The 21165-nt window shown below is 70.3% G+C and carries 13 protein-coding genes; 9 read left to right on the top strand and 4 right to left on the bottom strand.

Annotated features, from left to right (window positions below):
* Nucleotides 1-26: 26 nt before the first annotated feature.
* The 9 genes from AC07OY_RS13885 (at nt 27) to AC07OY_RS13845 (ending at nt 15397) form a co-directional block, all read left to right on the top strand.
* Nucleotides 27-2018 (top strand): alpha/beta hydrolase family protein, encoded by a 1992-nt coding sequence (locus AC07OY_RS13885; protein WP_495043180.1) that lies wholly within the window; start codon nt 27-29, stop codon nt 2016-2018.
* On the top strand, nt 2015-3997 hold the full coding sequence (locus AC07OY_RS13880; protein ID WP_495043179.1) for an alpha/beta hydrolase family protein: 1983 nt from the start codon (nt 2015-2017) through the stop codon (nt 3995-3997). Before AC07OY_RS13885 ends, AC07OY_RS13880 begins: the two co-directional genes overlap by 4 nt.
* 2 nt (nt 3998-3999) lie before the next feature.
* Nucleotides 4000-5943: an alpha/beta hydrolase family protein gene (locus AC07OY_RS13875; RefSeq protein WP_495043178.1), complete on the top strand. Its 1944-nt coding sequence runs from the start codon at nt 4000-4002 to the stop codon at nt 5941-5943.
* Between the two features lie 138 nt (nt 5944-6081).
* Nucleotides 6082-6318, top strand: coding sequence for a hypothetical protein (locus AC07OY_RS13870; RefSeq protein WP_495043177.1), 237 nt, complete (start codon nt 6082-6084; stop codon nt 6316-6318).
* 196 nt (nt 6319-6514) lie between these two features.
* Nucleotides 6515-7720 (top strand): hypothetical protein, encoded by a 1206-nt coding sequence (locus tag AC07OY_RS13865; RefSeq protein WP_495043176.1) that lies wholly within the window; start codon nt 6515-6517, stop codon nt 7718-7720.
* Nucleotides 7721-7817: 97 nt separating this feature from the next.
* Nucleotides 7818-10796: an ATP-binding protein gene (locus AC07OY_RS13860; RefSeq protein WP_495043175.1), complete on the top strand. Its 2979-nt coding sequence runs from the start codon at nt 7818-7820 to the stop codon at nt 10794-10796.
* Between the two features lie 56 nt (nt 10797-10852).
* The gene (locus tag AC07OY_RS13855) at nt 10853-11422 is read left to right on the top strand and encodes a biliverdin-producing heme oxygenase (RefSeq protein ID WP_495043174.1); all 570 of its coding nucleotides are present in this window, start codon (nt 10853-10855) and stop codon (nt 11420-11422) included.
* Nucleotides 11419-13641, top strand: coding sequence for an ATP-binding protein (locus AC07OY_RS13850; protein ID WP_495043173.1), 2223 nt, complete (start codon nt 11419-11421; stop codon nt 13639-13641). The genes AC07OY_RS13855 and AC07OY_RS13850 overlap by 4 nt, the downstream gene beginning before the upstream one ends.
* A 313-nt stretch (nt 13642-13954) precedes the next feature.
* A complete protein-coding gene (locus AC07OY_RS13845; protein ID WP_495043172.1) occupies nt 13955-15397 on the top strand; it encodes a pectate lyase family protein in 1443 nt (480 codons plus the stop codon).
* A gap of 31 nt (nt 15398-15428) precedes the next feature.
* Here AC07OY_RS13845 and AC07OY_RS13840 read toward each other — a convergent pair whose 3' ends face one another.
* From AC07OY_RS13840 to AC07OY_RS13825, 4 genes are all read right to left on the bottom strand, one after another.
* Entirely contained in the window at nt 15429-15896 is a 468-nt protein-coding gene (locus tag AC07OY_RS13840) for a cupin domain-containing protein (protein WP_495043171.1), read from the bottom strand.
* Nucleotides 15897-15921: 25 nt separating this feature from the next.
* The gene (locus AC07OY_RS13835) at nt 15922-16515 is read right to left on the bottom strand and encodes a hypothetical protein (protein ID WP_495043170.1); all 594 of its coding nucleotides are present in this window, start codon (nt 16513-16515) and stop codon (nt 15922-15924) included.
* 9 nt (nt 16516-16524) lie between these two features.
* Nucleotides 16525-17316: a putative signal transducing protein gene (locus AC07OY_RS13830; RefSeq protein WP_495043169.1), complete on the bottom strand. Its 792-nt coding sequence runs from the start codon at nt 17314-17316 to the stop codon at nt 16525-16527.
* A 115-nt stretch (nt 17317-17431) separates the two neighbouring features.
* Nucleotides 17432-20944, bottom strand: a complete 3513-nt coding sequence (locus tag AC07OY_RS13825) for a Dyp-type peroxidase (protein ID WP_495043168.1) — start codon at nt 20942-20944, stop codon at nt 17432-17434.
* Between the last annotated feature and the right edge of the window lie 221 nt (nt 20945-21165).

The following is a 21165-nucleotide window of genomic DNA, read 5'->3' as shown; positions in this document are numbered from 1 at the left end:
TCAAAACACACAACAGGGAGGCCTCCATGAGGAGGATGCTGGGCAGGGCCGCCGCCTTGCTGGCCATGGGGTTCGCCGGCACGCTGGCCAGCGCGCCCGCGGCCGCCGAGCCGCCGCCGCTTGCGGCCTTTTTCAAGCGCGCCCCCACCACCCAGCCGCGGCTCAGCCCCAACGGCCGCTACCTGGCCGTGCTGGTCTCCGGCAAGGACGACCGCCTGCTGCTGGCCATCATGGACCTGCAGGCGCCCGCGCCGCCCAAGGTCATCGCCGGCATCAACGAAACCGACGTCGGCGCCCACCAATGGGTCAACGACGAGCGCCTGGTCTTCCAGATCAGCACTTCGTCCGAAGGCAGCACCCGCATCTATCAGCCGGGCCTGTGGGCCGTGAATCGCGACGGCAGCAGCCTCCGGCAGCTCATCCACAACACGATCGGGTCGAAAAGCAATTTCGGCACCCATCTTTCCGACCGGCGGCTGGAGGCGAACTGGAGCTTCTTCGGCACGGTGTCCGACGGCAGCGATGAGGTCGTCCTCATGCGCCGCCCCTGGGCCAAGGAGGGCGCATCCGCCGGCGCCAGCCTCGGTCGGCTGGACACCAAGACCGGCCAGGTGCGCAGCATCAGCACCGGCCTGCCCAGCAAGGTCGTCCACTGGAAACTGGACTGGCGCGGCGAGCTGGTGGCCGTGGAGTCGCTGGTGGACGGTCGCGTCAAGGCCTATCTGCGCGACGCGGAAGGCCACTGGAACCCCTGGTACGAGGACGATGCCTACGCCCGCAAGGGCTTCGTGCCCTACTGGTTCGGCCCCAACGGCGAGACCCTGGTGCTGGCCAGCCACAAGGGCTTTGACGCGCTGTTCCGCCTCGACGCCGGCACCAGGCAGCCCGAGGCCGAGCCGCTGGTCAGCTTCAGGGGCTATGACTTCGGCGGCGAACTCGTCTTCGACCCCGTCGCCAAGCGCCTGCTCGGCCTGCGCTACGAGACCGACGCCCCCGGCACCCTGTGGCTGGACGCGACGATGAAGGCCCTGCAGGCCGACGTCGACGCCCAGTTGGCCGGCACGGTCAACCGCATCGAATGCGCGCGCTGCCTGGATGTGCCCTACCTCGTCGTCACGGCCCTGTCCGACCAGATCCCGCCCCGCTACTGGCTCTACAAGGTGGCCGACAAGAGCCTGCAGCCCCTGGCCGGCGCGCGGCCTGACCTGCCGCTGCGCGAGATGGGCCAGCGCGACGTCGTGCGCTTCAAGGCCCGCGACGGCCTCGAGATTCCGCTGCTCGTCACCCAGCCGCCGGGCCCGGCAAAGCCTCGTCCGGCCGTCGTGCTGGTGCATGGCGGCCCCCATGTGCGCGGCACGAGCTGGCCCTGGGAGCCAACGGCCCAGTTCCTGGCCAGCCGCGGCTATGTCGTGCTGGAGCCGGAGTTCCGCGGCAGCACCGGCTATGGCGCCCGCCACTTCGAGGCCGGCCTCAAGCAATGGGGGCTGGCCATGCAGGACGACCTGGCGGACACGGTGGCCTTCGCGAAACAGCAGGGCTGGATCGACCCGCAGCGCGTCTGCATCGCGGGCGCCAGCTACGGCGGCTACGCCGCGCTGATGGCCGCCATCCGCCAGGCCGACAGCTTCAAGTGCGCCATCAGCTGGGCCGGCGTCACCGACATCGGCTTGCTGTCCAGCATCCCTTGGAGCGACCTCTCCGACGACTGGAAGCGCCATGGCATGGTGTCCTTCGTCGGCGACTCGCAGGCCGATGCCGAAAGGCTGCGCGCCACGTCGCCGCTGCAGCGCGCCGCCGAGATCAAGCTGCCGCTGCTGATGGCCCATGGCGCCATGGACCGCCGCGTGCCCCTGCAGCACGGCAGCGACCTCAAGTCCGCCCTGCGCGCCGACCAGCCTCTCGAATGGGTGGTCTACCCCGAAGAAGGCCATGGCTGGTTCGACCTCAAGACCCACGAAGATTTCTGGGGGCGCGTCGAGCGCTTCCTCGCCCGCCACATCGGAGCCGCCAAATCATGATCAAGACATTGGCCCTGGCCTTGCTGGCCGTTGTTTCGCTCGGCTCGGTCGCGCCCCCCGCGGCGGCCGCTCCCCCCACCGCCACGGCCTTCTTCAAGCGCCCGGCCGTCAGCAAGCCCAAGCTCAGCCCGAGCGGCCGCTACCTGGCCGTGCTGGCCGCGGGCAAGGGCGACCGCGTCTGGCTGGCCGTCATGGACCTGCAGAACCTGGCCACGCCCAAGATCGTCGCCGGCTTCAACGACGCCGACATCGGCAATCACCACTGGGTCAACGAGGACCGCCTCGTCTTCCAGGTCACCAACTCGCCCGACGGCAGCACACGCATCTTTCAGCCGGGCCTGTGGGCCGTGGACCGCGACGGCAGCAAATACCGCCAGCTGATCAACAGCGACAAGCAGTGGATCAGCAATTCCAGCAGCCTCATCAACGACCGCCGGCTGGAGGCCAACTGGAGCTTCTTCGACACTCTGCCGGAGGGCGGCGACGAGATCCTCGTCAAGCGCCTGCCCTGGTCCGAGGAGGGTGAATCCAGCAGCGTGCAGCTGGCGCGCCTGGACACCCGCACCGGCCTGACGCGCAACCTGAACCGCGGCCTGCCCGACGGTGTCAGCAGCTGGTGGGTGGACTGGCGCGGTGAACCGCGTGCTGTCGAGACCCACGGCAAGGGCCGGGTCAAGGGCTATCTGCGCCAGGCCGACGGCAGCTGGAAGCCCTGGTACGAGGATGCCGCCAACCAGCGCAGCGGCTTTCATCCCTACTGGTTCGGCCCGGATGGACAGACCCTGGTCGAGGCCGGCCATCGCGGCTTCAGCGCCCTGTTCCGCCTCGATCCCCAGACCGAGAAGCCCGAAGCCGAGCCGCTGGTCAGCTTCAAGGGCTATGACTTCGAGGGCGACCTGGTCTTTGACCCGGTGGCCAAGCGCCTGCTCGGCCTGCGCATCGAGACCGACGCCCCCGGCACCGTGTGGCTGGACGCGACGATGAAGGCGGTGCAGGCCGACATCGATGCCAAGCTGCCCGGCACCGTCAACCGCATCGAATGCGAGCGCTGCCTGGACGCCAGCCATCTCGTCGTGACCTCGCTGTCCGACCAGCTGCCGCCGCGCTACTGGCTCTACAAGCCGGCCGACAAGAGCATCCAGCCGCTGGCCGGCTCGCGCCCCGACCTGCCGCTGCGCGAGATGGGCCAGCGCGACGTCGTGCGCTTCAAGGCCCGCGACGGCCTGGAGATCCCGCTGCTCGTGACGACGCCGCCCGGCAAGCCGACGCCGCGCCCGACGGTGGTGCTGGTGCACGGTGGCCCCTATCTGCGCGGCACGCATTGGCCCTGGGAGCCGCAGGCCCAGTTCCTGGCCAGCCGCGGCTATCTGGTGCTGGAGCCGGAGTTCCGTGGCAGCACCGGCTATGGCTTCCGGTTGTTCCGCGCCGGCTGGAAGCAGTGGGGCCTGGCCATGCAGGACGACCTCGCCGACACCCTGGACTGGGCCGTCAAGCAGGGCTGGGCCGATCCCCAGCGCGTCTGCATCATGGGCGCCAGCTATGGCGGCTATGCGGCCATGATGGGCGCCGTCACCCAGGCCGACCGCTTCAAGTGCGCCGTCAACTGGGTCGGCGTCACCGACATCGGCCTGATGAGCAGCATCAGCTGGAGCGACAGCTCCGAAGAATGGACGAAGTACGGCATGAAGCAGCTCGTCGCCGACCCCGACAGCGACGCCGAGCAGATGAAGAAGACCTCGCCGCTGGCCCGCGCCGGCGAGATCCGCATCCCGCTGCTGATGGCCTATGGCGCCGAGGACCGCCGCGTGCCCCTCAAGCACGGCACCGACCTCAGGTCCGCGCTGCGCGCCGACCAGCCTCTCGAATGGGTGGTCTACCCCGAGGAAGGCCATGGCTGGTTCGACCTCAAGACCAACGAAGACTTCTGGGGGCGTGTCGAGCGCTTCCTGGCCCGTCACATCGGCACCGCCGCACCCTGACGATGAAACTGCGCCTGCTTCCCCTGCTGTTCGCCGCCTCGATCGCCCAAGCCGCGCCGCCCAGCATCGACGACTTCGAGCGCCAGCCGGCGTTCTCCGGCCCGACGCTGTCGCCGGACGGCAGCCACATCGCCGCCATCATGACCATGCCCGGCGGCATGACGACCCTGGCCGTCATGCCCACCGACAAGCCGAGCCAGGCCACCGGCATCCACGCCTTCGCCCAGGTCGACATTGCCAGCGTGCACTGGCTGAACGACAAGCGCCTGGCCTTCACCGTGCGAGGCCAGGACGAGCCTTACAGCAAGGGCGTCCTGCCCGGCCTGTGGACCATTGAAAAAGATGGCAGCGGCATGCGCCAATGGGTGGACGCCGCCGGCCGCGGCGGCAGCATCCGCTCGCCCAAGGCCGCGCGCCCGCTCAGTGGCTGGTGGACCCTCAGCGACATCCCCTACGACGGCTCGGACACCGTCATCATGGCCAACCGCGACTGGCGCATGCGCCTGAACATCGTGACCGGCGGCCGCCAGCCCCTGACCGAGAACATCCCCGAGAAGATCTTCGACTGGGTGCTCGACACGGGCCTGCAGCCGCTGTTTGCCTTCCAGAACCTGGATCAGGGCCGCTGGCAGGTGCTGCGCCGCGATGAAGCCGGCACGCTGACGCCATGGTCCGTCTCCGACCAGGCCTTCATCGCCCCGCCGCGCTTGCCGCGCTGGGTGGACAAGGCCGGCAACCTCTATCTGCTGCGCCCCAGTGGCGGCCCGGCCGGACGCATGGCCCTGCATCGGGCGTCCGGCCTGGCGCCCGACGCCCCCACCACCCAGCTGCTGGCCTCGCCCCAGTACGACATCGACGCCCAGCCCGTGCTGGACCGCGACAACGGCGAAACCGTCGGCATCCACTACGAGACCGACATCCCGCGCACGCTGTGGCTGAACGCCGAGCTGGCCGCCGCCCAGGCAGAGATCGACCGGCTGCTGCCCGGTGCCGTCAACCGCCTGCAATGCACGCGCTGCCTGGCCGTGCCCCAGCTGCTCGTCAACTCCCTGAGCGACCGCCGGCCGCCGCGCTATTTCGTCTACGACCGCAAGGCGCAACGCCTGACACCGCTCGCCGGCAGCCGCCCCTGGATACCCGAGGGCAGCGCGCAGCAGGTCACCACTGTGCCGGCGCGCGACGGCATGCCCATCGCCGTGCAGCTGACCCGGCCGGCCGGCGTGGCGGGGCCGGCGCCCACGGTGCTGCTCATCCATGGCGGCCCCTGGGTGCGCGGCAACCACTGGGCCTGGGAGGCCGAATCGCAGTTCTACGCCTCGCGCGGCTACCTGGTGCTGGAGGCCGACTTCCGCGGCAGCGCGGGCTATGGCAGCCGGCATCTGCAGGCGGGCTTCAAGCAATGGGGCCAGGCCATGCAGGACGACCTGGACGATGTGCTGGCCTGGGCCGCCAAGGAAGGCCTGAGCGACCCGGCGCGGGTGTGCATGGTGGGCGCCAGCTACGGCGGCTACGCGGCGCTGATGGGCCTCGCAAGGAGCGAGAAGACCAGCAAGCTGGCCTGCGCCGTGGCGAGCTTCGCGCCGACGGACCTGCCGCGCCTGGGGTCCCGCCACTGGAGCCACCAGTCCCGCGACACGCTGACCTTCACGCTGCCCCAGATGATCGGGGATCCCCAGGCCGACGCCGCCATGCTGGCGGCCCAATCCCCGCTGATGCAGGCCGAACGCATCCACGGCCCGCTGCTGCTGGCCTATGGCGAACGCGACCTGCGCGTGCCCCTGATCCATGGCACGGCGCTGCGCGACAGGCTCACCGCCCTGGGCCGCGCGCCGCAATGGGTGGCCTATGAAGACGCCGGCCACGGCCCGTGGCGGGCCGACCAGCGCCGCGACCTGATGCAGCGCATCGAGGCCTTCCTGGCCACGCATCTCGCGCTCAAGAACTGACCGTTCATCCGGGCCGCCTGCAGCTCGCGGCCCGCGTCCGGCGATTCATCGCAGCGCCATGGCGGCGCCCAGGCTCGGTGACGAAACTGCTTCCATCGACACAGCAATCCCGCTGTGACGACCCCGAAAGGAAGCATCATGAAAGCCACCGTCCTGATCCAAGCCGCCGCCGTCGCCGCCTTCGCGTTCACCGCCTTCGCCGCCCACGCCGCCCCGCAGGAAGTGAAGACCTTGCCGCGCGTCGTCATCACCGGCAAGGCCGTCAAGGAAGTCGCCCCTCAAGTCGCTCAATTGCCGCGCGTCGTCGTGACCGGCTATGCCGTCCGCGAAGTGGCCCAGCTGCCCCGCGTCACCGTCACGGCCCGCCGCGCCTGAGTCCTCTCATGACGATTGAGATGACCCACGACAACCGAGCCGAGTCGCCGGCGCAGCAGGCCGGCGGCCACTGCTGTGCCGACGAGTCGGCTGGGTGTCAACATTTGGCCCCGCTCTGAAAGACAATCCGGGCTTCTGACTGGAGCCCGCTTTGAAAGAAGAGCTGCGCAAACGCCGGTCCTGGCTGGATGGCTTCATGGCTTATCCGGCCCCGGCCGGCCTGAGCGAAACCGCACTGCGCGAGAACATCATCCTGCTCGACCAAGCCCTCTACACGCTGTGGGGCCTGGGCGACAACCTGATCTACGCCTGGACGCCCGAACCCCGCGGCCTGCGCGTGCTGGTCGCGCCGCACCAGATGCTGAGCGAGTACACCCTGGGCGACGGCACCTCGCCGCCGGCCGAGGTCACGCGCCGCACGCGCCTGCTGGACAAGCTGCTGTCCCACCAGGAGCACCTGGACAAGCAGGCCTTCGACAGCGTGTCCGCCGCGCTCAGCGTCACGCCCAAGCTCATCGAACTGCCCTTCGCGCCCGAGCGCGGCCTGGGCCTGCCGCTGATCGCCGCCATCGCGGCGCGCTACGGCATCCGCCTGGTCGAGGACCGCGCCGTCATCCTGTTCGACGCCGTCGGCTTCTCGCTGCTGACGCCGCTGCAGCAGGTCGTGCAGCTCAACAGCCTGTCCTGCTCGGTCAACGCGGCCTATGCCAAGCTGCTGGCCCAGGAGATCAACATCAACTTCGCCCGCACGACGACGGGCGATGGCTTCTACATCTGGAACCGCATGCGCGGCGTGTCGGCCAACGTCGAGCTCTACCAGCTGATGCAGTTCATCCTGGCCGACAACGCGCTGGCCCGCGAGCGCGCCACGCGGCCCGAGTCGGTGCCGCGGCTGCGTGCCTGCTTCCATGTCGGCTCGCACTACGAGTTCTACCAGTCCGAAGGCCTGAACCCGACCTCCTTCAGCTATTTGGTCGGCCAGGTCACCATCGAGCTGGCCCGCATGATCGAGCGCGCCGAGCCGGGCCAGATCCTGGTGGGCAAGTTCAACACGCTGATGCACGACGAGAGCTCGGGCGAGGACGTTCGCATCGACAGCCTGGACTTCGTCGAGCGCACGCGCGCGCCGCTGCGCAGCCTCAACGGCCTGAAGCTGGCCGGCTCCGAGGTCGACGAGATCGCCTGCTACCTGACCGGCCGGCGCGACGACACCGGCCTGTGGGGCATCAGCGAATACCAGATGGCCGACAAGCACGGGCTGATCCACCGCGTCTACAACGCCAAGATCAACATCCATCGCCGCAACGGCGAGCCCATCTACCTCGGCCTGCGCGAGGAAGACCTGCCCCCCGACGCGCCGCGCACGGTGGCGGACACGGATTTCGTGCCGTTGCAAGGTTGACGAAGGTCAGGAAGCGACACGGCGCTAGAGCCAAGCCCCCAAAACGGCCTGTCCATGCGCTCAGCCCCAAGGTGCAGCGGCTAGGATCGACGGCGCCGTGACCGAGTCCTCCGCTCCCTTCGCTGCAACACCCGCCCCCGTCGGCCAGCGCCGGCTGCTGACCCTGCTCTTCGTCGACCTCAGCGGCTCCACCGCGATGGCCGAATGGATGGAGGCCGAGCACTACGCGGCCATGCTGGCCGGGCTGCGCACCCTGTACGAACGCATCGTGCCCCACCACGGCGGCGTCATCGCGCGCATCCAGGGCGACGGCATGCTGGCCGTGTTCGGCCACCCCGAGGTGCGCGAGGACGATGGCCGCCGCGCCACCGAGGCCGCGCTGGAGCTGCACGCCGCCGTGCGCGAGCTGCAGCCGCCCGGCCCCCGCCCCGCCGATTTCCCCGGCCTGTCCCTGCACAGCGGCATCCATGCCGGCATCGTCCTCGTCAACGAGGGCGACCAGATGCGCGGCCGCTTCGAGCTGCTCGGCAATGCGCCCAATATCGCGGCCCGGCTGTCCGAGGCCGCCAAGCGCGACGAGATCATCGCCAGCGAGGAGAGCCTGGGCCTGCAGAGCCAGTTCTTCGACACCGGCCCGCGCTTCTCGCTGCAGCTGCGCGGCCGCGCGACGCCGCTGGCCGCCTACCGCGTCTTCGGCCGCGCCCCGGTGGGCCGGCGCTTCGAGGCCAGCATGCGCCGCGGCCTCGCTCCCTTCGTCGGCCGCGGTGCCGAGCTGGCCACGCTGGATGCCGCCCTGGCCCGCGCGCTGGGCGGCCGCACGCTGTGGCTGGGCATACGCGCCGGCGCCGGCGTCGGCAAGACCCGGCTCACCGAGGAGTTCCTGCGCCACGCCGCTGACCAGGCCGAGCGCCCGGTGCAGGTCCACCGCGGCTACTGCGAAAGCTATCTGAGCGCCGAGCCCCTGCAGCCCTTCCTGCAGATGCTGCGCGGCCTGGAGGGCCTGCACGAGGCACCGCCCGAGCTCTTCGCCGCCCAGCACAGCCAGGCCGGCCAACGTGCCGACGCGCTGCTGACCCTGCTGCTGGCGCTGGCGCGGCGCACGCCCCAGCTCGTCTTCATCGACGACCTGCAATGGGCCGACGACGCCTCGCTGCGCCTGCTGCACCGCCTGCGCGCGGGCGCCCAGCGCGAGGGCCTGCCGCTGATGCTGCTGACCGCCAGCCGCCCGCAGCCGGCCCTGCAGGGACTTGTCGGGGCCAACGACGGCGACGCCGACCTCATCGAGCTGCCGCCGCTGACCGAGACCGAGGCCGCCCGCGCCGTGCAGCAGCTGCTGCCGCAGATCGACCCCTTCATCGCCGCCGAGGTGCAGCGCCATGCCGGCGGCAACCCCCTCTTCATCGAGGAGCTCTGCCACGCCGCGGCCGATACCGGCGAGGGCCTGGTCGCCGGTCAGAGCAGCTCGGCCTGGCTGGCCGCCCTGGTCGAGTCGCGCGTCGGCCGCCTGCCGCCCGACCAGGCTCAGCTGGTGCGCCTGGCCGCGGTCATCGGCAATGTCATACCGGTCTGGCTGCTGGAAGCCCTGTCCGGCTGTGGCGAACAGCATCCCGCCGTGCAGGCCCTGGCGGCCCAGGACTTCATCTTCCCGGACCAGCGCCCCGGCCATCTGCGCTTCAAGCACGGCATCACGCGCGACGTCGTCTACGAGGCCACCGGCCTGCACGAGCGCCAGGCCCTGCACCGGCGCATCAGCATCGAGCTGGCCGAACACGGCGGCCAGGAGCTGCACGAGCCGCTGGCCTATCACGGCGCGGCCGCCAACGACTGGCCCGCCGCCGCCCACCATGCCGAGGCCGCCGGCGACCAGGCCCTGGCTGCCTCGGCCCTGGACCGCGCCAAGAAGCAGTTCCGCGCCGCGCTGGCGGCGCTCGAGTTCCTGCCCGACGGGGACGACCAGGGCCGCGAGCGCCGCCGCCGCTGGGTCGCCATCGCCCAGCGCCTGGGCATGGCCTGCGTCTTCGACGCCTCGCAGGACGACCTGCGCGTGCTCCGGCATGCCGCCGCCCTGGCCAAGGACGAGGGCGATGCCGGCCTCATCGCCCGCACCGAATACTGGCTGTCCTATGTGGGCTATGCCCTCGGCGAGACGCGCGACAGCCTCAAGCACGCCCGCGCCGCCGTCGAGCTGGCCCAGGACTGCGGCGACAACGCCCTGCTGGCCCAGTTGCCCGGCACCGTCGGCCAGCTGCAGGCCGCCGCGGCCGATTACGCCAACGCCCTGCCCATGCTGGACCTGGCCATCGCCCGCCAGCGCTCCCGCGCCCGCAAGAGCGCCGTCAACCAGATCGGCCTGTCCTTCTCGCTGTGCTGCCGCGCCTATGTGCTGGGCGACCAGGGCCATTTCAATCAGGCCCACGAGATCTTCGGCGAGGCCCTGACGCCCTTCAACGGCAGCGGCCACGCGGTCGAGGCCAGCATCCAGGGCTGGCGCGCCGCCGTGCTGCTGTGGCAGGGCCGCTGGGCCGAAGCCCGCGAGGCCGCCCTCGTCGCCCATCGCGTCGGCGCCCAGGTGCGCAGCATGTTCACCTGCGCCATGGGCCATGCCGCCGGGGCCTATGGCGCCTGGATGCAGGAGGCCGACCCGAGCGCCCGCCAGCGCATCCTGGACGCCACCGCCTGGCTGGCGCCGCGTGGCGGCGGCCTGTACAGCAGCTTCCAGCACGGCTGGCTGGCCGACATCCTGGCCACCCAGGGCGATGCCGGCGCGGCCCGCCACCATGTCGCGCTGGCCCTCAGGCGCGGCCGCCAGCACGACTGGATCGGCGGCGCCATGGCCTACCGCGCCGCGGCCCGTCTGGCGGCGCGGCTGGGCGACTCGGGGCGCGCCAAGCGCTATCTCGGCCTGGCCCGTGGCGCCGGCGAGCAGCGCAATTCCCTGCACGAAGCCGCCGTCACGGCCCTGCTGGAAGCCGAGCTGAGGCTGGACGATAGCTGGCAGGCCGCCCGCGACCGCGCCGGCCGCGAGTTCGAGCGCCTGGGCATGACGGGCTTCCTGGAGCGGGCCTTGCAACTGTGAGCGCCAGGGTGTAACCGCGGCTCCCACGCCCCCCTGCGCCGCTACGATGCCGCGCAATGTCCCCGTCGTCCGCCAGTTCGTCCCCCGCCCTCGCCGCCCTGCGCGCCGCCACGTCCCACCAGCATGCCCAGCTGGATGCCGGCCTGCCGCTGTCGCGCGATGGCGCCACGGCCGCCGACTACCGCGAGCATCTGCAGGTGTTGCGCGCCTGGCTGCAGGCCTGCCGGCCGGCGCTGGAGGCTACCTGCCCAGGCGATGCGGCCCTGCTGCTGGGCTGGATGGCGGCCGATCTCGGCCCCGATGACACGCCCGCCGCGCTAGGCCGCGCCGACTGGGCGCGGCCACCCGCGGCCTGGGGCGTGGCCTATGTCGTGCAAGGTTCGCAGCTGGGCGGCCAGGTGCTGGCGCGCCGGCTCGCCGACAGCCTCGCGCCCCAGCCCCTGCACTATCTGCAGGGCCGCGGCCGGGGCACGGGCGAGCGCTGGCAGGCCTTTCTGCGCGAGCTGCATGCGGCCCTGGGCGACGACGCCCCCGCCATTGCCGCCGCCTGCCGCGCGGCCGTGCAGGCCTTCGAGCAGTTGCAGCAGGCCTTCGATGCGCAGTTGAGCGAGGCGGCGCCGCGATGAGCACGCTGCCGAGCGACCCGGCCGTCACGCTGGACAACTGCGACCGCGAGCCCATCCACACGCCGGGCGCCATCCAGTCGCATGGCGTGCTGCTGGCTTTCGACGCCGCCGGCGTGCTGCGCCAGGCCAGCGCCAATGCGACGGCCCTGCTGGCGCCCTGCACGCTGCCGGCGCTCGGAGCCACCCTCGAGCCCGGCCACTTCGGTGCCGACGCCGCCCTGCACGCGCTGCTGGCCGAGTCCCTGGCCGCGCTGGCCCTACCGGATGCGCCGCTCCCGCTGGCCCAGGAGCTGCGCGTTGGCGAGCAGGTCTTCGACGTCGTGCCGCATCGCAGCGCCGAGGGCCTGCTCATCGTCGAGTTCGAGCTGCAGCCCATGGCGGCCAGCCAGCTCACCACCTTCTCGCTGATGGCCCACCGGGCCATGGACAGGCTCAAGCGCCTGAACAGCATCGAGGCCCTGCTGGCCGCCGCCGTCACCGAGGTGCGCCAGCTGACCGGCTTCGACCGCGTCATGGGCTACCGCTTCCGGCATGACGACTCCGGCGACGTCGTCGCCGAGGCGCGCACGGAGGCGCTCGAGTCCTTCCTCGGCCGGCGCTATCCGGCCAGCGACATCCCGGCCCAGGCGCGCCGCCTCTATGTCGTCAACACGCTGCGCCTGATCGGCGATGTGAGCACGACACCCGTGCCCGTGCAGTCGCTCTCGCCCGAGCCGCTGGACATGAGCGGCGCCATCCTGCGCGCCGTCTCGCCCATCCACATCGAGTACCTGCGCAATATGGGCGTGGCCGCGTCGATGAGCATCTCCATCGTCGTCGACGGCCGGCTGTGGGGCCTGCTGGCCTGCCACCACTACACGGCGCGCCGCGTGCCCTATGCGCTGCGCATGGCCTGCGACGTCGTCGGCCAGCTGCTCGCGTCGCGCGTGCAGACCCTGCTCGCCGGCCAGCGCGCCGACGAGCTGCGCAGCGCGGCCGGCTTGTCCACCCGCATCGCCGAGCAGGTGCTGCAGGCCGACGACACCCTGAGTGCCCTGTCCGCCGAGGCACCGGCCCTGTGCCAGCTGCTGCATGCCGGCGCCGTCGTCATCGGCGAGGGTGGCAAGCTGCGCGCGCATGGCGTGGACGGTGCCGCCGCCGAGGCCCTGCTGCGCTGGCTGTCCGACCGCAACGCCGCCGCCTCGCTGCAGGCCGCGCGCAGCGATGTGCTGCACGGCCATGACGCGGCCCAGCTGCCCGCCGCCCTGCGCGCCCGGCTCGCCCCACTGTGCGGCGTGCTGGCCCTGCGCTTCGATGCCGCGGCCGACGGCTGGGTGGTGCTGCTGCGCCCCGAGCAGATCGAGACCATCCACTGGGGCGGCAAGCCGGTCAAGGAATACACGCCCGGCCCGCTCGGCCCGCGCCTGACGCCACGCGGCTCCTTCGACCTCTGGAAGGAGACGGCGCGCGGCCAGGCCGTCCCCTGGACCCTGCTGGAGCTGGACCTCGCCACGCAGCTGCTGGACGGCCTGGTGCGCGCCCATGCGGCCAAGCTGGCCGAGAGCATCCGCCTGCGCACCGAGCTGCTGGCCATGCTGGGCCACGACCTGCGCGACCCGCTGCAGAGCATCACCATGGCCGCCCACGCGCTGCAGCGCAGTCCGGCGGGCGACGGCCGCGGCGGCGAGCTCGGCACGCGCATCCGCAACAGCAGCGGCCGCATGCAGCGCCTCATCACCCAGGTGCTGGACCTGTCGCGCGTGAAGAGCAGCTCGGGCCTGCAGCTGGACCGCCGCTCGACCGACCTCGTCGCCCTCGCGCGCGACCTCATCGCCGAGATGCGCATGGCCCACCCCCATCGCGTCGTCGCCTTCGATGCGCCGCCCGTGCTGCTGGCCGAGGTCGACCCCGACCGCCTCGCCCAGGTCATCAGCAACCTGCTCAGCAATGCCCGCCACCATGGCGACCAGGCAGAGCCCATCGCCGTGCGCCTGTATGACGACACCGACGCGCTGCGCCTGCGCATCGCCAACGCCGCCCAGCCCATCGACCCGGCCCTGGTGCCCATGCTGTTCGACCCCTTCAAGCGGGCCGGCAACCGCGAGCGCAACCGCTCCGGCCTGGGCCTGGGCCTCTACCTGGCCCAGCAGATGACCCAGGGCCATGGCGGCAGCCTGGTCTATGGCTACGAGGACGGCCTGGTCGTGTTCACGGTGGTGCTGCCCAAGACCCGGACCTGAAGCGCGGCCCGGCAGCCGCCATGCCCGCGACCAGCCCCCCGCGTCACGCGCACGGGCTACGTGAAACCACGGATCCAAATTATCGGAACAACGTTCCATAGTTGCTGCGCGATGTGCGGCGATGCCGCACCGACCTGCAGTCGGCACGCCTTGCGCGTGGATCGGCCGGGTGCGACCTGACGTCGGCACCGGTTTTCCTGCTTCCCTTGCCCCCACAGCCTTCGCGGCGGCCCCTCCCGGCCGTCGTGACGGCGAGCTGCGCGCATCCGGACGGAAAACGCGCGCCCCCACAACGACCCGGAGACAAATCAACATGATCACCAAGAAGCTGACGCCCCCGCCCCTGCCCGTCGTGCGCACTGCCGGCACGGCCCTGTCCCTCGTTCTGGCCGCCTCGGCCGCCCAGGCCGTCGACTGGCCCTCGGGCTATTCCAAATGCGCCGACGAGGGCGAGACCTGCAAGGTCGGCACCAGCACCCGCGCCGTGTCCTATGGCATCAAGGACAAATGGGTCATCAAGAACCTGAGCGGCAACATCGCCTGCACGACGGCCACCTTCGGCTCCGACCCCAACCCCGGCATCACCAAGAAATGCGCGCTCGGCCCGGTGGCGAGCCCGGCGCCCACACCCGCACCGACTCCCGCACCGACACCTGCACCCACCCCGGCTCCAACGCCCGCACCGACACCGGCACCCACGCCTGCCCCGGCGCCAGCACCGACACCCGCGCCCGCCCCGGCCGGCGCCAGCGGCGGCTATGCTGGCACCGTGACGGGCGGCGGCAGCAAGACGCCGGTGACGGTCAGCACCGCCGCGGCCATGCAGGCGGCCATCAATGCCTATGACGGCAGCTCCGGCCTGGTGCTGCGCTACACCGGCACCTTCGACTTCGGCTCCATCACCGACTCCTGCGCCCAGTGGCAGAAGCCGGCCGGCACGATCGTCGAGGTCAAGAACAAGAGCAATGTGACCATCGAAGGTGCCAACGGCTCGTCGGCCAACTTCGGCCTGGCCGTCAAGGCCAACGCGCAGAACATCATCATCCGCAACATGACCATCGGCCTGCTGCCCGGCTCCATCGACGCCATCGGCATCGAAGGCCAGAGCGGCGGCACGCCGGGCTATATCTGGGTCGACCACAACACCCTGTTCAGCAGCACCAAGGAATGCAGCGGCGCGGGCGACCTGGAGTTCGACGGCCTGATCGACAGCAAGGCCGGCGCCCACCACATCACCTACTCCTACAACCACATCCACGACCACCAGAAGGTCGGCCTGATCGGCTCCAGCGACAGCGACGCCAGCGACCGCTTCATCACCTTCCACCACAACTACTACAAGGACGTGACCTCGCGCCTGCCGCTGCAGCGCGCCGGCTACACCCACCTGTACAACAACCTCTACAGCGGCGTGAAGACCTCGGGCGCCAACATCCGCATGGGCGGCTATTCGCTGATCGAGGGCAACTGGTTCGAGAACGCCCAGAACCCGGTGACCTCGCGCGACAGCTCTTCCATCGGCTACTGGCAGCTGCGCAGCAACAACATCGCCAGCCCGGCCGACTTCGCCACCTATGGCATCACCTGGGTGGCCAGCGGCTCCTCACCGTCGCGGGATGCGACGGACTGGGTCACGACGGCCAACTTCCCGCTCGGCATTCCCTACAGCTACTCGCTGCAGGCGCCGTCCTGCGTGAAGCAGAAGCTGCCGGCGGCGGCGGGAGCGGGGACCAACTACGCCAAGGTCAGCTGCTGACGCTGCGGCGGGCCGGCGCGGCGCCGGCTCGTCAGTCCTGAGGCTCGGGCACGGGTGAGCCGTCGGCTCGGAAGAACTTGTGCCCGTTCTCGTCATGGCGCATGACGAGGCCATGGTCCGGGTAGTGCACGACGCCGGCGGACGCGCGCGTGCCCACCATCAGCACCGTGGCCGGCTGCGCCGACCGGTTCTCCAGGCAATGCGCGATGGCCACGCCGGCCTTCCAGGCGGCGGCGTCACCGGTACGCAGCACCGACTCCTCGTCTTCGATCAGCACCACCTCTCCGTCCAGCACATAGACCAGCTCATCCTCGGTCTCGTGCCAGTGCCGGAACGAAGAGCGGGAGCCGGGCGGCAGCCGCTCGAGGTGCACGCCGAATTGCGACAGCTTGGCCTGATCGCCCAGCACCAGCTCGCTGAAAGGGCCGTTGCTCTGGCCGGTCAGGCGATTCGTCTTGGCGGGATGGTCCTGCCATTGGGAGACGTCGAGCTTGGGCATGGACGATGTCTTTCGGGATTGCCCTTCAGGCGATCTGCACCACGCGGCTTCGCGCGCACAGCGGGTAGGTCGCCAGGAAATCCGCCAGGCGCCTCTTCATCTCCTCGAAGGAAGAGCCGTACAGATAGAAGGCCGTCTCGGTCGGCCCCTGCCACCAGCTCAACACCCGGCCCTCGCCTTCGAGCAACCGGTCGAACTCGGCGTAGACATGGTTGGAATCGCAGTCGCGATAGGTCTCTTCCGGCAGATCGGTGCCGTTGAGATAGACGGCCAGGCCTTCGGCTGAACCAAAGAAGCGGCTCTCGTCGGTGCTTTCCACCGTCAGCTTCGAGCCCTTGGGTGCGCCCAGCTTCTCCAGCGTCGTGACGACAAGGGCCAAGGCCTCGGGTGTCGCGGCGGGCATCAGGATCTCCAGATCGCAGTACTCGATCTCGCCGCTGACCGCCTGCATCGTTCCACCGCCGCTCACTTCGCCGTGGCGGTGCTCCTTCAAGACCGCATCGAGCGGATCTTCAAAGAACTCTCCGCGATGCATGGGCTGCAATCGGGCGTTGAGCTTCGCCATCACGAACTGACCGGCCGGCTCCGGCGGCTTTTTCTTGAAGAAGCGGCTGAACATCTTTCTCCTCTATTTGGGCCGCGGTTCCCGGGAGGCCACCTCGGCCAACGGGGTGTACTTGATCCTCAGATCCAGCCCGCCATCCTTGTCCGTATCGACATCCGCAAACTGCAGCACGCCCAGCTTGAAGTGCTCGACCCGCAGCGGCCGGCCCGTGGCAGGGTTGATGTACTCCGTGGTGGCGATCACACCGTGGACGTAGAGGCTTCGGAGATCGAGGAAGCTGTCCCCATCGGTGTCGGTCTCGGCGACTTCGACACTGCCGTTGCGCATGCCCTGCTTGGTTTCGAAAACGCCGTCGAAGTTGTCGTCCGACTCAGCGGATTCGACGATGCCCCTCGCGTTGTGGTGTGCGACGTAGTCGACCTTGCCATCGAGATTCCTGTCCGCCTCCCACTTGAGCGGCATGCCGCTGGGCGCATAGGTCCACTTCTCGTCGAGCACGCCGTCGCGGTTGTGATCGACGCCGTCGATCGACGTGGGGGCCCGGTACACGGCATAGGTGGCGCCCACGCCGAGCGCCAGCCCGAGCAGCAAGCCCCGCAGGCCGGATGACCGGGATGTGGCCTGTGGCCTGGGCGTCGTTGCAACCTCGGTCTTCTCCCAGCGCTCGATGATGGCCCGGGCTGCCGCGTGGTCTTCTTCATTCACCAGCAGGCGCACCAGGCCAGACATGGGCACTTCCCCCATCGCGCCCTGCAGCGCCTCGCCCTGGATCTGCGCGGTGATGCCCTCCTGCTTCAGCAGGTCGACCAGCATGTGGGCTTCGATGGCGTTGGCGGCTTCGTAGAGTGTTTTCATGGTTGGATTGGATGCTGCGACGAGGCCTGCGCGCCATCCCATGCCCGCCGCATGAGGCTCGACAACTCCGCGTTCTGTGGCGCGAGCACCAGGGACGCCGAAGGTCTCTGCAAACTCAAACCCCCATCGCCACCACCGTCTGCGCCCCCGTATAGCGCAGCACCCCGGCATCCAGCACCGCCGCGATGACGCCCAGCATGACGCCCATGCCCATGCCATAGCCCGAGCAGGCATGCGGCGGCGGGCCGTTGGGGTCGGCGCGGTCGCCGCCGAAGGCGACGTGGTGGCGCTGCGGGTCCTGCTGAGTCGCCGAACCCAGGCCGACGACGACGACGCGGCCCGGTTCGACATCCACCTGGCCGAGGCGGTGAGCCACCTTGGCCTTGCGCCAGATCTGGAAGGGCGTCGGGCGCACGTTCAGCGTCGCCACCAGGGCCGGGCGCAGGCAGGCCACGGCCTCGGCGTAAGGAGGCGGGGCGTCCTGCGTCTCGGGCCGGACCTGGTTCCACTGCGGCTGCAACTCCCACAGCTTGCGCGTCTGCACCCAGGCGGCCAGCACGGTCACGAGGTTGGCATGCGTGGTGGGCGGGAAGCCGAGCATGATGCCGGCCAGCGTGCGCGCGGGCAGGTCGGGCGTGGCATCTGGCAACGCCTTGGCGGCGGCAATGATCTTTGCGGCAAGCGGCGGCAGCTGCACGCCGGGGTCGGCCAGCCAGGCCTCGACGGCGGCCGTGAAGCGGCGGCCGGCAGCGCGTCCCTCGGCTTTGACCGCATCGGTCGGGTAGGGGCCGAAGACATGGCGCGAGACCTTGAAGAGGTCGCGCGGGCAGCGCGCGGCCACACCCTGGGCGGGCGCCTCGGCATGGAACTCGGTGCCCCAGATGTGGCGGCCGTCGGGCTGGCCGAACCAGATCTTGCACAGCGCGGCCAACACGCCCTCGCTGAGGCGCTCGAAGTCCAGCGGCGTGTCGGTGGGCAGGTCCTTCGGCTTCTGTGAAGCCGGGAAGGCGTCCAGCAGCGTGCGGGCTTCCTTCTTCAACTGCATCAGGCCAGCCTTGGCGACCTGGTAGGCCGTGGCATAGCACTGGGCCTCGCTGTAGGCCTCGATGGCGGCATTGATGACGGGGGCCAGGTCGAGGTGGCCGCTGTCGTCGTCCTGGCCGAGGTAGCCCACGCCAATGGAGTCGTGCATGCGCTCGCCATAGCCGCTGTTGGAGTAGCGGTCGGGGGCGTTGCGCAGCACCTCGCAGACGCGCTCGGCCGCGCCCACCAGCACGCCATAGGCCGTGTCGACCACGCCGCCGGGCTGGGCGCGCACCCAGGCCCAGGCGGCGTCGCGGCTGGTGGTGTCTTCCAGCCAGAGCTGCATGGCGGCCTTGTCCTGCAAGTCGGGCACGCGCTCGGGCAGGGCGACAGCGGGCGGCAGCGGCAGGGGCAACTCGACCAGGCCCGGCAGGCCCTTCAGCGCGGCGATGGAAGGCACGAAAAAGTACGCCCCCCATTGCAGCGTGACGAAGGGGTCGGGGCCGAGGTCGATCTGGTGAGGCTGGCCGTCGACCTCGAAGGGAAACAGGCGCGGACCGCCGCTGCCGTCGACGACGCCCAGCAGCGGGTCGCTCTGGGCCGAATAGCCGCCGCTGGCATTGCCGCCGGCCACCCAGCGCTGTACGACCTCGAACTGCTCGGCCAGGTGGGCGTTGTAGGCCATGAAGACCAGGCCGCGGTCCTCGTCGTCGGGGGCGTCGGGGTGGACCGGCGCGCCATAGCTCATGCCGCGGCGCAGGATGCGCGGCATGCGGCTCCTGGAGAAGGCCGTGCCGGCCAGGTCGCGCGGGTTGGTGCGGCGGATGTGGGAGTGGAAGGGGCAGGCCGAGCCCTGGGCATCCTTGGAGAAATTGAAGTCGTTGCCGCTGGTGCCAGACGCCGCCAGCGCGCGGCCGTCCTGCCAGCGGCCCATCAGCTTGGCCAGCACCAGGGCATGGTCCAGGCCGATCTTCTTGGCCTCCTGGTAAGTGCGTTTGGCGAAGCGGCCGGTGTACTGGCGCAGCTTGCGCACCACCAGGAAGCTGCTGCGATCCAGCAGGGCGTCGGGCCGCTCGGGCACGGCATAGCCCTTGTCGCGCTCGGTCGGGAAGCCCTGCAGCACCTCGCCGGTCTTGACGCGGTCGTCCCAGGCCGTGCCGGTCGCCTCGCCGCCCAGCACGGGCTGGCTGATGCCGTCCTTGAAGCCGAAATGCTCCTTGTCGGCGGCATTGCTGCGCATGGGCTCGATGGCCATCAGCGCCAGGCCGGTGCCCAAGGTCAGCTCCTGGGCCAGTTCCTTCAAGCGCTTGTCGTCGGCCGCCGTGAAGTTCTCGCCCGGCTCGGCGGCCGCGAAGCGCAGCTGCACCAGGACATGGGCGTCCGCGGGAGCGATGCGGTCGATGCCGTTGACATGAGGCGCCAGCACCCAGTGGGCCGGGTGGTTGTGGCGTACGTCGCCCAGCAGGCCGGCGCGGGCGGCCATGCCCTCCTTGAAGGCCTGGGGGAAGCGCTCCAGGCGCGAAGCGGGCACGCCCAGAGCCTTGAGGCCGCTCAGCGTCAGCGCGACCTGGCGCCAGACGCCCAGCGCCTCGCCATCCTGGTTGTCACGCTGCACGGGCGCCGTGCTGAGCCAGGCCACCGCCTGCGTCGGCTGGGCCACGCGCAGCATCACCAGGCCGCCACGGTTGCCGGGCGGCTTGGTCAGCACGCAGCATTGCAGGTCGCCGGGCTTCAGCGACAGCTCGCGCGCCTGCACCTCGGGCTCGGGCAGGGGCTGCTCGAACCAGGCCAGCATCTCGTGATGGCGCAGGCGCAGCTGGCCGCCGGCGGTCTTGCCGCCATCGTTGGGGAACTGCTCGGCGGTGTTCAGCTCGCGCAGCTCGAACAGCACGTCGTGTGCCGCGCGCAGCAGGCAGTCGCGGTCAGGCGCCTCGGCACCGAAGAAGCGCTGCAGCGTGTACAGGCCCGCCAGCGGCGGCAGGCCGCGCGCGGCCATGGCGAAGCGCTCCTTGTCGCCGCTCGGCAGGGGCGGCGTCTCGCCGGAGGCCGGGGCGCGCAGGCGGTTGAACTCCAGCTCGTTGGCGCGGCCGCGCTGGGCCGCCTCGAGCCTGGCCAGGTACTCGGTGTCACCGACGCTGCGGCCGGATTCGATGAAGAGGAAGTCGGCCGAGATCTCGTGCTCGCGCACCCAGCGCGCATAGGTCTCGAAGCTGCAGTTGCGCGACAGCGTATAGCCCTCGGTGTGGCAGAGCATCAAGTCCAGCGTCGAGCCGAGCTGATCCCAGATGACGCGCATATAGGGCTCCCAGCCGCCGTCGAAGTTGACGCTCAGCAGCAGCCGGTCCGGGGCGCCGTCCTTGCCGTCGACGATGCTCCAGCGGAAGGAATGGACGATGCGCCAGCGGGCGACGATGTCGGTATAGGGCGAGGCGGGGGAGCTGGATTCGCGCGAACCCAGGCGCAGGCCGTTCAGCGTCTTCAGCACCTTGCGCAGGCGGTCCACATAGGTGAGGACCTCCAGCGCGTCGACAAAGCCGCGCTTGATGTCGGCCAGCAGATTCAGGTCGGTGATACCACCGAGCTGGACGTCGTTGCCCCGTGCCATGACTTTTCTCCCTAGCTTTTAGGGAAGGAGTATCCCGGTACCGCGCGACCGTGGGGTCAGGGCGCGCCCTCAGATCTAAGGACGGAACGCAGGCCCATGCGCGCCTTCCTGACGACGGCTCCGCTGATCCACGCCGGACGCATTTCATCCGCGAAAAGCCGCAACCTATCGCAAACCCTTAGATCGCAAGAGCTCTCCAGAACACACTGGCGGCACACCAG

This window comes from Roseateles sp. GW821-FHT09H10 (genome assembly GCF_059415865.1).
This window is presented reverse-complemented; position numbering and strand designations above follow the sequence as displayed.